A 13840-nucleotide genomic window follows, 5' to 3' on the forward strand; every position below is an offset into this window, starting at 1 on the left:
GAATTAACCATGCGCACCCGTACACTGGAATTGACCGTTGGCCTGTTCATCCTGGCTGGTTTGCTCGCGCTGCTGATACTGGCGCTGCGGGTCAGTGGCCTGACCCTGAGTACCAATGGCGATACCTATACCGTCTATGCCCACTTCGACAACGTGTCCGGTCTGACCTCCCGGTCCAAGGTGACCATGGCCGGTGTGACCATTGGCCAGGTCAAGCGCATCACCTTTGACAAGAACCGGTATACCGGTCTGGTGGAAATGGCGATCAACTCCGATGTGGACACCCTGCCGGCGGACAGCACGGCCTCCATCGTGACCGCAGGTCTGCTGGGGGAAAAATACATCGGCATCTCCGTCGGCGGGGATGATCTGGTGCTGGGCGATGGCGACGAGATCGTCGACACCCAATCGGCACTGGTGCTGGAAGAGCTGATCGGTCGCTTCCTGCTCAACACCGTCAGCAAAGACGATTAACGGGAGTACAACATGCGTAGATTCATGACTTGGGCGCTGGCTCTGCTGATCAGTGCACCGCTGCTGGCCCAGGCCGCAGCCCAGACCCCTCATCAGGTTGTCGAGGACACCTCGGTGCGGGTCATGGAGACCCTCAATGCCAACCGCGAGCTGTACAAGCAGGACGCAGACGCCTTCTACAACGGCCTGAACGAGATCATGGAGCCGGTGGTGGACTTCCAGGGCATCGCCCGCAGCGTGATGACCGTGCGTTACAGCCGCAGCGCCACCCCCGAGCAGATGGACCGCTTCATCGAGACCTTCAAGCGCAGCATGGTCGAGTTCTACGGCAATGCTCTGCTCGAGTTCGACGGCGGCAGCATCACCGTACTGCCCCCGGCGCGTGGCGCCCAGCAGACCGAGGAGCGTGCCAGCGTGAACATGGAAGTGCGCTCCAACAGCGGCAACGTCTACCCGGTGACCTACACCATGGCCAACATCGATGGTCAGTGGAAGGTGCGCAACGTGATCGTTGAAGGTATCAACATCGGACTGCTGTTCCGCGACCAGTTCGCCCAGGCCATGCAGACCCACCGCAACAACCTGGATGCCGTGATCGACAACTGGGGCAGCGTGGTGGCTGAATCCCGTGAAGCGGTAGAGAAAGAGGTCAACGAGTGAGCGCCAGCGTTCAGCGTGACGGGCAGTGCCTGCGGCTGGCCGGGGATCTGGATTTTGCCAGTGCCGGCGCCCTGCGCGAGCAGCTGACGGCGCTCATTGCCGGCTGTGCCGGGCAGGCGCTGACCCTGGATCTTTCCGCGGTCAGCCGCAGCAACAGCGTGGGCCTGTCCCTGCTGCTGTGCGCCGCGCGCAGTGCGGATGAACACAAGGTCGACCTGCGCGCCGCAGGTCTGCCCTCGGGCATGCTGAGCATGGCCCGCGTATGCGGACTCGACAACTGGCTGCAGCAGCTGAGCGTCGAGCCGCTGGATTTGAAGGAGACACCCCATGCAACCCCATGAAGTGAAAGATCTGATCGAGCAGCAACTGCCCGGGGTTCAGGTGGAGGTGGCTGGCGAAGGCTGCAACTTCCAGCTGATCCTGATCAGCGACGAACTTGCCGCCCTGTCCCCGGTCAAGCGCCAGCAGCAGATCTATGCTCTGCTCAACGAGCCCATTGCCGATGGCCGCATCCACGCGGTCACGATGAAATTCTTTACCCGCGACGCCTGGGCCGATCGCACCTGAGCGAGCCTGAACAAGAGAATCGTATGGACAAATTGATGATCACCGGCGGTAACCGCCTGGATGGAGAGATTCGCATTTCCGGAGCGAAGAACTCCGCACTGCCGATTCTCGCCGCTACCCTGCTGGCCGATGACGCCGTCACCATTGCCAACCTGCCGCACCTGCACGACATCACCACCATGATCGAACTCTTCGGTCGCATGGGTGTGCAGCCGGTGGTGGGTGACAAACTGAATATCGAGATCAACCCGACCAGCATCACCACCCTGGTGGCGCCCTACGAGCTGGTCAAGACCATGCGTGCGTCCATTCTGGTTCTGGGCCCCATGGTGGCTCATTTCGGCTATGCCGAGGTAGCCCTGCCGGGCGGTTGCGCCATCGGCTCGCGGCCGGTGGACCTGCACATCCGCGGTCTGGAGGCCATGGGGGCGGAAATCACCGTCGACGGGGGCTACATCAAGGCCCGGGCGCCGGAAGGTGGCCTGCGTGGTGCGCACTATTCCTTCGACACCATCAGCGTTACCGGCACCGAGAACATCATGATGGCGGCTACCCTGGCCAAGGGGCAGACCGTCATCTCCAACGCCGCCCGTGAGCCCGAAGTGGTGGATCTGGCCGAGTGCCTGATCGCCATGGGCGCGCAGATCCAGGGCCACGGCACCGATACCATCACCATCGAGGGCGTCAAGCGCCTGCACGGCGCCCGTTACTCGGTGATGCCCGACCGGATTGAAACCGGCACCTTCCTGGTGGCCGGCGCGGTCACCCGCGGCCGGGTGCGCATGAAGGACACCGATCCCAGCACCCTCGAAGCGGTACTGCTCAAGCTGGAAGAAGCCGGCGCCCATATCGACACCGGCAAGAACTGGGTCAGTCTGGACATGAAGGGCAATCGCCCGAAGGCGGTCAACCTGCGTACCGCGCCCTATCCGGCATTCCCCACCGACATGCAGGCCCAGTTCATGGCCATGAATGCGGTGGCCGAGGGTACCGGCACCGTGATCGAGACGGTGTTCGAGAACCGTTTCATGCACGTGCAGGAAATGCGCCGCATGGGTGCCCAGATCCAGGTCGAGGGCAACACCGCCATCGTTACCGGTGTTGACCGGCTCAAGGGTGCTCCGGTCATGGCGACCGACCTGCGGGCCTCCGCCAGCCTGGTGATCGCCGGCCTCTGGGCCGATGGCGATACCCTGGTCGACCGCATCTACCACATTGATCGCGGTTACGAATGCATCGAGGAAAAGCTGCAGATGCTGGGTGCCAGCATCCGCCGCGTTTCCGCCTGAGAGAAGACACATGAGTAACAGCCTGACCATTGCCCTGTCCAAGGGCCGCATCCTGGATGACACCCTGCCGCTGCTGAAGCTGGCCGGCATCGAGCCGGTGGAGGATCTGAACAAGAGCCGCAAGCTGATCTTCGGTACGACCGATCCGGACGTGCGCCTGCTGATCGTGCGGGCCACCGATGTGCCCACCTACGTGGAGCAGGGGGCGGCGGACCTGGGCGTGGCCGGCAAGGACGTGCTCATGGAATACGGCAGCCAGGGGCTGTACGAGCCGCTGGACCTGAAAATTGCCAACTGCAAGCTGATGACTGCCGGGCCGGTGAATACCCCCGAGCCCAAGGGCCGGCTGCGGGTGGCGACCAAGTTCGTCAATGTCGCGCGCCGCTATTATGCCGCCCAGGGTCGCCAGGTCGAGCTGATCAAGCTCTACGGTTCCATGGAGCTGGCGCCGCTGGTGGGGCTGGCGGACAAGATCATCGACGTGGTGGATACCGGCAATACCCTGCGCGCCAATGGCCTGGAGCCCCAGGAGCTGATCGCCGAGATCAGTTCCCGTCTGATCGTCAACAAGGCCTCCATGAAGCTCAAGCACGCCCGCATCCAGGCACTGATCAACCTGCTGGCCGAGGCCGTCGAGCGTCGGGCCAGCTGAACGCACCACCCTGAATATCTCTGTGAGGAACGCACCATGAGCACGCCGTTGAAAATCACCCGTCTGGACACCAACCAGGCCGATTTCAACCATCACCTCGATGGTCTGCTGGCGTGGGAAGGTGTGTCCGACAAGGCGGTGAACGAGCGCGTCGACGAGATCATCGCGGCGGTCCGCCAGCGTGGTGATGCGGCAGTGGTCGAGTACACCGCCCGCTTTGACGGGCTGGATGTGGCCGATATGGCCGCCCTGACCCTGGACCGTGCCCGCCTGGAACAGGCGCTGGAGCGCATCACCGCCGAACAGCGCCAGGCGCTGGAAGTGGCCGCCGAGCGGGTGCGCCTGTACCACGAACACCAGCGGCAGGATTCCTGGCGTTACACCGAAGCCGATGGCACCGTGCTCGGCCAGCAGGTCACCCCGCTGGATCGGGTGGGCCTCTACGTGCCCGGCGGCAAGGCCTCCTATCCCTCCTCGGTGCTGATGAACGCCATCCCGGCCAAGGTCGCCGGCGTGCCCGAGGTGGTCATGGTCGTGCCCACGCCCCGCGGTGAGATCAATGAACTGGTGCTGGCCGCTGCCTGCCTGGCCGGTGTCGACCGGGTATTCACCATCGGTGGCGCCCAGGCCGTGGCCGCGCTGGCCTACGGCACCGAGACCGTGCCCCGGGTGGACAAGATCGTCGGCCCGGGCAACATCTACGTGGCCACCGCCAAGCGTGCGGTCTTCGGTCAGGTCGGCATCGACATGATTGCCGGTCCCTCGGAGATTCTGGTGATCTGTGACGGCCAGACCGACCCGGACTGGATCGCCATGGATCTGTTCTCCCAGGCCGAACACGACGAGGACGCCCAATCCATCCTGCTGTGCCCGGACGCCGAATACCTGGACGCGGTGGAAGCCAGCCTGAACAGACTGCTGGGTACGCTGGAGCGCAGCGACATGGTCCGCGTCTCCATCGAGAACCGCGGCGCGCTGATCAAGGTCGACAGCTTGGACCAGGCCTGCGAGGTCGCCAACCGCATCGCACCGGAGCACCTGGAGCTGTCCGTAGCCGACCCTGACGCCATGCTGCCGAAGATCCGTCACGCCGGCGCGATCTTCATGGGCCGCTACACCCCGGAAGCGCTGGGCGACTACTGTGCCGGTCCGAACCACGTGCTGCCCACCTCCGGCACCGCGCGGTTCTCCTCACCGCTGGGCGTGTACGACTTCCAGAAGCGCTCCTCGGTGATCTTCTGCTCGCCGGCAGGGGCCTCCGAGCTGGCCAGAACCGCCTCCGTGCTGGCCCGCGGCGAAAGCCTCACCGCCCACGCACGCAGCGCCGAATACAGAATCAAGCAGTAAGCTTCAAGCCGCAAGGCGCAAGCTGTAAGCAACAAGCTTCAAGCTGTAAGTTAAACCAAATTATCGCTGGAGCAGCTGACAGATTGGAGCTGCTCCGAAGGAGCAACACGTGAGCCGTTTCTGGAGTCCCTTCGTCAAGGATCTGGTGCCCTATGTGCCGGGCGAGCAGCCCAAGCTGGACAACCTGGTCAAGCTGAACACCAACGAGAACCCCTACGGTCCGTCGCCGAAGGTGATCGAGGCCATCCGTGCCCAGCTGGATGACAGCCTGCGTCTGTATCCCGCGCCCAATGCCGATGACCTGAAGCAGGCCATTGCCGATTACCACGGTGTGGCCAGCAGTCAGGTGTTTGTCGGCAATGGCTCCGACGAGGTCCTCGCCCACCTGTTCAACGGCCTGTTCCAGCACGGCAAGCCGGTGCTGATGCCGGACATCAGCTACAGCTTCTATCCGGTGTACTGCAACCTCTACGGTATCGAGGCCAGGGCGCTGCCACTGGATGAAAACTTCCGCATGCGCGTGGATGACTATCAGGGCGAGAACGGCGGCATCATCTTCCCCAACCCCAATGCGCCCACCGGCATTCTGCTGCCGCTGGACGGTATCGAGCAGATCCTCAAAGCCAACCCGGACTCGGTCGTGGTGGTGGATGAAGCCTATGTGGATTTCGGCGGCGAGAGCGCCATCGCCCTGGTGGATAGCTACCCGAACCTGCTGGTTACCCAGACCCTGTCCAAATCCCGCTCCCTGGCCGGCCTGCGGGTCGGCTTCGCGGTAGGGCATGCGGATCTGATCGAGGGGCTGGAGCGGATCAAGAACAGCTTCAACTCCTATCCGCTGGATCGGTTGGCCATCGCCGGCGCCGTTGCCGCCTTCGAGGACCAGGCCTGGTTCGAGAAGTGCTGCAACGCCGTCATCGACACTCGCGAGCAGCTGAGTGCAGCGCTGGCCGAGCGTGGCTTCGAGGTGCTGCCGTCAGCGGCCAACTTCGTACTGGCGCGCCACCCAGAGCGCGACGCCGGTGAGCTGGCGGCGAGCCTGCGCGAGAGAAGGGTGATAGTGCGCCACTTCCGCCAGCCGCGCATCGAACAGCACCTGCGCATCACCGTGGGCACGCCGCAGCAGAATCAGGCGCTGCTCGACGCGCTGGACGCACTGCTGCAGGGCTGACCTGCAGCGCGGCAGACTCAGGAGCCGCTGAAGGTCGGCCGCACGCTGACCTCGGCGGAGAAAGTCATGGGTTGGCCGTCGCGCAGCACTTCCAGGGTAACTGTGTCCCCGGGTCGGGCACGTGCCACCATGTTCATCGCCTGACGCCCCGAGATTGCCGGCTCGCCATTGATGGTGAGAATGACGTCACCGGGGCGCAGGCCCGCAGTCCAGGCCGGACCGTTGCGGTAGAGTCCCGAGACCACGATGCCCTTGGCCTGAACCAGGTTGAAGGATTCGGCCAGCTCATCGGTCAGCGGTTGCACCTCGACCCCCAGCCAGCCGCGGATGACCCGGCCCTGGCGGATGATCTGCTCCATCACGTTTACCGCCAGTGGGGCTGGGATGGCAAAACCTATCCCCTGTGAGCCGCCGGACTGGGAGAAGATCGCGGTGTTGATGCCGATCACGCGACCATAGGCATCGATCAGTGCCCCCCCGGAGTTGCCCTGGTTGATGGCCGCATCGGTCTGGATGAAGTCTTCATAGGTGTTCAGACCCAGCTGATTGCGACCCATGGCGCTGATGATGCCCTTGGTCACGGTCTGGCCCAGGCCGAAGGGGTTGCCGATGGCCATGACCACATCCCCGGTGCGCAATTGTTCCGCCGGGCTCAGGGTCGCCACCGGCAGGTCCGGCAGGTTGATCTTGAGCACGGCAATGTCGGTTTCAGGATCGGTGCCGATGAGTTCGGCCATGGCCTCGCGGCCGTCCTGCAGGGCAACCAGAATGCCGTCGGCACCGGCTACCACGTGGTGGTTGGTGACCAGATAGCCGTCCTCGCGCAGGATGACTGCCGAGCCCAGGCTCGACTGGCGGCGGCTGGGCTCGGGAATGGGGGTGCCGTAGTCGCCGAGAATCTGACCATTGAGACCGGAACTGCGGGCGCCGTTTCGAATCTGTTTGATGGTAAAGATATTGGCCACGCTGGGCGCAGCATGGCTCACGGCGTCCCCATAGGACACCACGCCAACCGGTGCCACTATGGCGGGAGTGCCGGGCACACCGGATTTGGCAGCGGGCAGGCCCACAAGCTGGGGAAACTGCTGAACCAGCAGCAACGCCAACAGCAGCCCGCAGACCGCAGGCCAGCCTAAATCGCGCAGAAAAGCTTTCAAGTAGAGTACCTTCTCAAGACCTGCCGAAAAGGCAGTGCTTCGCCATTATAGGGACATTCGGGTTAATGTGTGGTAAATCCAACGAGAACGACTCCGCAAACTGATAAATCTCTTTTATTTCAATAAGGTAGATAAATGATGACAGCCTGTTCCGAACTTGTGGCCTACTGCAACAATCTCCTCGAATCTGCTGCCTTTCAGGATTACTGCCCGAATGGTTTGCAGGTGGAAGGGCGTCGCGAGGTCAGTCGAGTGGTCAGTGGCGTCACCGCCAGTCAGGCACTTATCGACGCCGCCGCCGAAGCCGGTGCGGACCTGCTGCTGGTGCATCATGGCTACTTCTGGCGTGGCGAGGCGGCTCCCATCACCGGCCTGAAACAACGTCGCATCCGCGCCCTGCTGGAACACGGCATCAACCTGGTCGCCTACCACCTGCCATTGGATGTGCATGCCAAGTTCGGCAACAACGTCCAGTTGGCCGAGCTGATGGGCTGGCGCATCACCGGTGGTCTGGAGCCGGCGAATCCGCGCTCGGTGGGACTGCAGGGCGAGCTGGTGGAAGAGCTCAGTGGTGCTGAACTGGCCGAGCAGATCGGCAGCCGGCTGAATCGCGAGCCCATGTTCATCGCCGGGCATGATCGTCCGGTCAAGCGCATTGCCTGGTGCACAGGCGCGGCCCAGGGCTATATCGAAAAAGCGGTGGCACTGGGAGTCGATGCCTTTGTTACCGGCGAGGTGTCCGAGCCGACCATCCATATCGCCCGCGAATGCGGAATCAACTTCTACGCTGCCGGGCACCACGCCACCGAGCGCTACGGGGTCAAGGCGCTGGGCGAGCATCTGGCCGAGCATTTCGGCCTGGAACACCAGTTCATCGATATCGATAACCCGGTCTGAGCGCGGCGGGGGAACCGCACGCTGTGACTCCGATGAATATGCTTATAACCGAAAGGTATTGAAGGGCGCCTTATTATAAGGGGTGCCCTTTGCTACAATGCCGGCCTATTTCTCGCCGCTTCAGTTCATCGTGAGTACCCCATGCTGGAAAAACTGACCCATCTGAAACAGCTGGAAGCCGAAAGCATCCACATCATCCGTGAGGTTGCCGCCGAGTTCCAGAACCCGGTAATGCTGTATTCCATCGGCAAGGACTCCGCCGTCATGCTGCATCTGGCACGCAAGGCCTTCTATCCCGGCCGCCTGCCATTCCCGGTGCTGCATGTGGACACCGGCTGGAAATTCCGCGAGATGTATAGCTTCCGCGAGCGCATGGTCAAGGAGATGGATCTGGACCTGCTGGTGCATATCAACCCGGAAGGAGTGGAGCAGGGCATCGGTCCCTTTACCCACGGCAGCGCGATCCATACCGACGTGATGAAAACCCAGGGCCTGAAGCAGGCGCTGGACAAGTACGGCTTCGATGCTGCCTTCGGTGGTGCCCGCCGCGACGAGGAAAAATCCCGCGCCAAGGAGCGGGTCTACTCCTTCCGTGACAAGCACCATCGCTGGGACCCGAAGAACCAGCGCCCTGAACTGTGGAACATCTACAACGGCAAGGTGCACAAGGGCGAGAGCATCCGCGTATTCCCCCTGTCCAACTGGACCGAGCTGGACATCTGGCAATACATCTATCTGGAAGGCATCCCGATCGTACCCCTGTACTTCGCCGCCGAACGCCCGGTGGTCAAGCGTGACGGCACGCTGATCATGGTCGACGACGAGCGCATGCCGCTGAACCCCGGCGAAGTACCGGAAATGAAGATGGTGCGCTTCCGGACCCTGGGCTGCTACCCGCTGACCGGCGCCGTGGAATCCTCCGCCGCCACCCTGCCGGAAATCATCCAGGAAATGCTGCTGACCCGTACTTCCGAGCGTCAGGGCCGCGTGATCGACCACGATCAGGCGGGATCGATGGAAGAAAAGAAACGTCAGGGGTACTTCTAGCCGCGGGCGGCTGGAAGTAAGCGGCAAGCTTCAAGCTGTAAGCTTTAAGCGGAAATGCCTGGAGCTGACAGGGAGGTTGGCGTGGATTTTGAGCGGTTGGAGGTTTGGCGGCGGAGTAAGGATCTATCGGTGGAGTTGTATCGGGGGCTGTCGAGCTGCCTTGATTACGGCTTTCGGAACCAGCTGACCCGTTCGGGGTTGTCGGTGCCGAGCAATATCGCCGAAGGGATGGAGCGCTCTTCCGATGCAGAGAAGGCTTACTTTCTCAATGTTGCCAAGGGCTCCTGCGCCGAGTTGAGAACACAATTACTGATTGGCAAGGAAATCGGCTATCTCGATGCCGCCCTTGCAGATCGCTGGATTACAGAAGCCCGGGAGCTTTCCATGATGCTCGCCGGCCTCATTAAAAGAGTCAGCAAGTAAGCTTCAGGCTTCAGGCTGCAAGTGGTAAGCCCAAGCGTTTTCAGCTTTTGGCTTGTCCTTGCGACTTTTGGCTTGTCGCTTGAAGCTTGCAGCTTGGAGCTTAGCGAAATGAGTCACCAATCTGATCTGATCAGCCAGGATATCCTGGCCTATCTGGGCCAGCATGAGCGCAAGGAACTGCTGCGTTTTCTGACCTGTGGCAACGTCGACGATGGCAAGAGCACCTTGATCGGGCGTCTGCTGCACGACTCCAAGATGATCTACGAAGATCACATGGAGGCCATCACCCGCGACTCGAAGAAGGTCGGCACCACCGGTGAGGAAGTGGATCTGGCGCTGCTGGTCGACGGCCTGCAGGCCGAGCGCGAGCAGGGCATCACCATCGACGTGGCCTACCGCTATTTCTCCACGGCCAAGCGCAAGTTCATCATCGCCGACACCCCCGGCCACGAGCAGTACACCCGCAACATGGCCACCGGTGCCTCCACCTGTGACCTGGCGATCATCCTGATCGACGCCCGCTACGGCGTGCAGAGCCAGACCCGTCGGCACAGCTTCATCGCCTCGCTGCTGGGCATCAAGCACATCGTCGTGGCGGTGAACAAGATGGACCTGCTGGACTTCGATCAGCAGGTATTCGACCGCATCTGCGCGGACTACAGCGAGTTTGCCAAGGGGCTGGAAACCCTGGCCGACAGCAGCATCCATTTCGTGCCGATCTCGGCGCTGAAGGGCGACAACGTGGTCAACCGCAGCGAGCGGTCCCCCTGGTATCAGGGCCCGGCGCTGATGGATATCCTCGAGACCGTGGAAATCGCCGCCGACCGTGACCCCACCGACCTGCGCTTCCCGGTGCAGCTGGTCACCCGTCCGAACCTGAACTTCCGCGGCTTTGCCGGCACCATCGCCTCCGGCGTGGTGAACAAGGGTGATGAGCTGGTGGTGCTGCCCTCGGGCAAGACCAGCCGGGTCAAGTCCATCGTCACCTTCGACGGCGAGCTGGAAGTGGCCGGCGCCGGCCAGGCCGTGACCCTGACCCTGGAAGACGAGATCGACATTTCCCGTGGTGACATGCTCACCCACGTGGACAACCGCCCGCGCATCGCCGACCAGTTCCAGGCCAGCCTGGTGTGGATGTCCGAGCAGCCGATGCAGCCAGGCCGCAAGTACGACATCAAGCGCGCCACCAGCTACACCCCGGGCTCCTTCAGTCGCATCCTCTACCGCCAGGATGTGAATACTCTGGAGAAGCTGAGCGCCTCCGAGCTGGAGCTGAACGAGATTGCCCGGGTAGAAGTGTCACTCGAGCAGCCGATTGCCTTTGACGACTACCGCGCCAACCGCACCACCGGCGCCTTCATTGTCATCGACCGCCTGACCAATGCCACGGTCGGCGCCGGCATGATCGTCGCCGAGGGGCAGAACGCTGCCGGCACGGCGGGCACACCGGATGAATTTGCCCACGTCAGCCCCGCCGAGCGCGCCGAGCGCTTCGGTCAGGAGCCGGTCACCCTGCTGTTCACCGGCCTGTCCGGCGCCGGCAAGAGCACCCTGGCCTATGCCGTGGAGCGTCGCCTGTTCGACCGCGGCCGTGCCTGCTATGTGCTGGACGGCAAGGTGCTGCGTCAGGATCTGAGCAAGGGCATCGGCCGTGACGCCGCCGGCCGTGCTGAGAACCTGCACAAGGGCGCGCGGGTGGCCCGGCAGCTTAACCATGCCGGCCTGATCGCCATCGGCGCCTTCACCGCACCAACCGAGGAAAGCCGCGCCCAGGCCCGGCATATTCTCGGTGACCGCTGCCTGATGGTGTACCTGGATGCACCGCTGGAAGTCTGCCAGAAGCGCGATCCCTCCGGCCTGTACGCGGCCAACGAGGAAGGCACCATCCCGGGCGTGTCCTACCCCTACGAGGTACCCCAGGACGCGGATCTGGTGCTCAACACCGCCGAGCTGGATCTGGTGGACTGTGTGGACAAGGTACTGGAGCTGCTGCGCGAGCGTTCCATCATCTGATCCTCCTGCCGGCGGGCAGCAATGCCCGCCACATTGCCGCGCAATTGTGTATCCTGTGCCGCCATTGACTGATCAAGGCGGCACCGGAGCACTCCCCTGATGAAACCTGCTGATATCGACTTCATGCGTGAAGCCATCGCCGAAGCGCGCAAGGGCGCGGAACTGGGCGAGGTGCCCGTGGGCGCCGTTCTGGTGCGTGACGGTCAGATCATCGCCCGCGGCTTCAATCGCCCCATCAGCAGCCACGACCCCAGCGCTCACGCCGAAATGGTCGCCCTGCGCGAAGCCGCCCAGAGCGAACAGAACTACCGCCTGCCCGGCACCACCCTCTACGTCACCCTCGAACCCTGCACCATGTGCTCCGGCCTGCTGGTACACAGCCGCATCACCCGCCTGGTGTTCGGCGCCAGCGAACCCCGCTCCGGTGCCGTCGTCAGCCGCAGCCAGGTACTGGAACAGCCCTGGCTGAACCACAGGGTGCAGGTCGAGGGTGGGGTGCTGGCGGAGGAGTGTGGGGCGATGCTTACGGAGTTTTTCCGGGCGCGCAGATAGACTCAAATCCCCTGCGGCAACTGCTCCAGAATCCCCGGCGCGTGATACTTGCCATCGGGCATCTGCGGGGTTTCGCCCTGGGGTTGGGTTACCCAGGTGAGGATTTCGTAATAGCGGCGGATGTTCTGCACATAGTTCACCGGCTCGCCGCCCCGGGCATAGCCGTAGCGGGTCTGGCTGTACCACTGTTTCTTCGACAGCAGCGGCAGGTGGTCCTTCACATCGATCCAGCGGTCCGGGTCGCGACCGTTGTTGCGGGTGAGAATGCGTGCATCATCCAGATGCCCCAGCCCCACGTTATACGCCGCCAGGGCGAACCAGGTGCGGTCGGGTTCGGGAATATCGGTGGACAGCTGGTCGCGTACCCACACCAGATAGCGGGCACCGCCGGCGATGCTCTGCGCCGGGTCCACCCGGTTGGTCACGCCGACGAACTTGGCGGTGGGCAGGGTCAGCATCATCAGGCCGCGCACCCCGGTGGGGGAGCGGGCATCCGGGTCCCACAGCGATTCCTGATAGGCCATGGCCGCCAGCAGGCGCCAGTCCATGCCGTGCTGGTCCGCTGACTGGCGGAACAGTTGCTCGAAGCGCGGCAGCCGCTGCTGCATGTGGCGGGCGAAGGCGCGGGCGCCGACATAGTCCAGCACGTCGGCATGACCGTAGAAGCGTTCCAGCAACTGGTCCAGGGTGCCGTCTTCGCGGATGCTGTCGAAGAAGCGGTTCACTTCCTGCAGCAGGCTCTCGTCCTCGCCGCCAGCCAGTGCCCAGGCCATGGGCTGCGCCGGGCCGAGGTCGAAGCCCACATGCAGCGCCGGATAGAAGGCCTGGTTGACCAGCAGTTCATTGGAATAGACCACGGTGAAGTCGATTTCGCCGTCATTGACCAGACGCAACAGGTCGACGGTCTCCAGGGTGTCGGATTCCTCGAACACCAGCTGCGGATGCTCGGCCTGCAGCTCGCGCAGCTGATCGGCCAGGGCGCTGCCCTTGAGTACCGTGATGCGCTTGTCGTAGAGATCCTCGAGGCCTTTGGGCTGGCGCTCGCCGCGCCGGTAGATGACCTGCGGGGTAACCTGCAGATAGGGCTCGGAAAACTGTACCTGACCGGCGCGGTTGGGGTTGGCGGTCAGGCCGGCGGCGGCGATGTGCGGCCCGCGCTCGCGCACCAGCTGATGGTACAGATCATCCAGCGTCGGGCTGGTAATCATCTCCAGCTCCAGATTCAGGCTGTCGGCAAAGCGCTTGCTCAGCTCGTACTCCAGCCCGGTGTCCCCATGGCGACCCTGGTAATAGGTAGTCGGCGTATTGCGGGTCAACACGCGCAGGGTGCCATCCTCGCGCAGCTGCTCGAGACGATTGGGCTGCTCGCAGGCCACCAGAAATACCGAGCACAACAGGGCCAGGGCGGGGGCAGCGAGATGATTGCGTGGGTGGCGAGACATGGCCTCAGTATATGTAAATCCGCACAGGGGCAATAGAGCGGTGGTGTTGCAGGGCGCTACCTCTGGGCAGCCGGTCATGCCGCTCGCCGGGCAAGATGGCTCCGGCGCGCAACCTGAGGTATCCTATGCGCCTTTCTTTTTTCCACTTC

Annotated in this window: 15 protein-coding genes; 13 read left to right on the forward strand and 2 right to left on the reverse strand. The window is 63.1% G+C overall.

Going from position 1 to position 13840, the window contains the following annotated elements; genetic code table 11:
* The first annotated feature begins 9 nt into the window (after nt 1-9).
* From mlaD to hisC, 8 genes are all read left to right on the forward strand, one after another.
* Nucleotides 10-474 (forward strand): outer membrane lipid asymmetry maintenance protein MlaD, encoded by a 465-nt coding sequence (gene mlaD / locus BM046_RS00645; RefSeq protein ID WP_090535980.1) that lies wholly within the window; start codon nt 10-12, stop codon nt 472-474.
* Between the two features lie 12 nt (nt 475-486).
* A complete protein-coding gene (locus BM046_RS00650; RefSeq protein WP_090535982.1) occupies nt 487-1134 on the forward strand; it encodes an MlaC/ttg2D family ABC transporter substrate-binding protein in 648 nt (215 codons plus the stop codon).
* The gene (locus tag BM046_RS00655; RefSeq protein WP_235818531.1) at nt 1131-1475 is read left to right on the forward strand and encodes an STAS domain-containing protein; all 345 of its coding nucleotides are present in this window, start codon (nt 1131-1133) and stop codon (nt 1473-1475) included. Before BM046_RS00650 ends, BM046_RS00655 begins: the two co-directional genes overlap by 4 nt.
* Nucleotides 1462-1701, forward strand: a complete 240-nt coding sequence (locus BM046_RS00660) for a BolA family protein (protein ID WP_090535984.1) — start codon at nt 1462-1464, stop codon at nt 1699-1701. The genes BM046_RS00655 and BM046_RS00660 overlap by 14 nt, the downstream gene beginning before the upstream one ends.
* A gap of 23 nt (nt 1702-1724) precedes the next feature.
* Nucleotides 1725-2990, forward strand: a complete 1266-nt coding sequence (gene murA, locus BM046_RS00665; RefSeq protein ID WP_090535986.1) for a UDP-N-acetylglucosamine 1-carboxyvinyltransferase — start codon at nt 1725-1727, stop codon at nt 2988-2990.
* 10 nt (nt 2991-3000) lie between these two features.
* The gene (hisG, locus tag BM046_RS00670; protein WP_090535988.1) at nt 3001-3642 is read left to right on the forward strand and encodes an ATP phosphoribosyltransferase; all 642 of its coding nucleotides are present in this window, start codon (nt 3001-3003) and stop codon (nt 3640-3642) included.
* Nucleotides 3643-3678: 36 nt separating this feature from the next.
* Nucleotides 3679-4989 (forward strand): histidinol dehydrogenase, encoded by a 1311-nt coding sequence (gene hisD, locus BM046_RS00675; RefSeq protein WP_090535989.1) that lies wholly within the window; start codon nt 3679-3681, stop codon nt 4987-4989.
* A 109-nt stretch (nt 4990-5098) separates the two neighbouring features.
* On the forward strand, nt 5099-6160 hold the full coding sequence (gene hisC / locus BM046_RS00680; RefSeq protein ID WP_090535991.1) for a histidinol-phosphate transaminase: 1062 nt from the start codon (nt 5099-5101) through the stop codon (nt 6158-6160).
* Nucleotides 6161-6177: 17 nt separating this feature from the next.
* Here hisC and BM046_RS00685 read toward each other — a convergent pair whose 3' ends face one another.
* Nucleotides 6178-7317, reverse strand: coding sequence for a S1C family serine protease (locus BM046_RS00685; protein WP_090535993.1), 1140 nt, complete (start codon nt 7315-7317; stop codon nt 6178-6180).
* A 135-nt stretch (nt 7318-7452) separates the two neighbouring features.
* Here BM046_RS00685 and BM046_RS00690 point away from each other — a divergent pair, with 135 nt between their 5' ends.
* The 5 genes from BM046_RS00690 (at nt 7453) to tadA (ending at nt 12249) form a co-directional block, all read left to right on the forward strand.
* On the forward strand, nt 7453-8214 hold the full coding sequence (locus BM046_RS00690) for a Nif3-like dinuclear metal center hexameric protein (protein WP_090535996.1): 762 nt from the start codon (nt 7453-7455) through the stop codon (nt 8212-8214).
* Between the two features lie 141 nt (nt 8215-8355).
* Nucleotides 8356-9261: a sulfate adenylyltransferase subunit CysD gene (gene cysD / locus BM046_RS00695; protein WP_090535998.1), complete on the forward strand. Its 906-nt coding sequence runs from the start codon at nt 8356-8358 to the stop codon at nt 9259-9261.
* A gap of 81 nt (nt 9262-9342) precedes the next feature.
* Nucleotides 9343-9684 carry a four helix bundle protein gene (locus BM046_RS00700; protein WP_090536844.1) on the forward strand — a complete coding sequence of 114 codons (342 nt, stop codon included), beginning with the start codon at nt 9343-9345 and terminating at the stop codon, nt 9682-9684.
* A 108-nt stretch (nt 9685-9792) separates the two neighbouring features.
* On the forward strand, nt 9793-11697 hold the full coding sequence (gene cysN, locus BM046_RS00705) for a sulfate adenylyltransferase subunit CysN (protein ID WP_090535999.1): 1905 nt from the start codon (nt 9793-9795) through the stop codon (nt 11695-11697).
* A gap of 96 nt (nt 11698-11793) precedes the next feature.
* The gene (gene tadA, locus BM046_RS00710; RefSeq protein ID WP_407920426.1) at nt 11794-12249 is read left to right on the forward strand and encodes a tRNA adenosine(34) deaminase TadA; all 456 of its coding nucleotides are present in this window, start codon (nt 11794-11796) and stop codon (nt 12247-12249) included.
* Nucleotides 12250-12251: 2 nt separating this feature from the next.
* On the opposite strand, the gene mltF is transcribed toward tadA, so the two are convergent.
* Nucleotides 12252-13691, reverse strand: coding sequence for a membrane-bound lytic murein transglycosylase MltF (mltF, locus tag BM046_RS00715; protein WP_090536001.1), 1440 nt, complete (start codon nt 13689-13691; stop codon nt 12252-12254).
* Nucleotides 13692-13840: the final 149 nt, after the last annotated feature.

This window comes from Halopseudomonas formosensis, from assembly GCF_900115905.1.
In the GTDB taxonomy this organism is placed as follows: Bacteria; Pseudomonadota; Gammaproteobacteria; order Pseudomonadales; family Pseudomonadaceae; genus Halopseudomonas; species Halopseudomonas formosensis.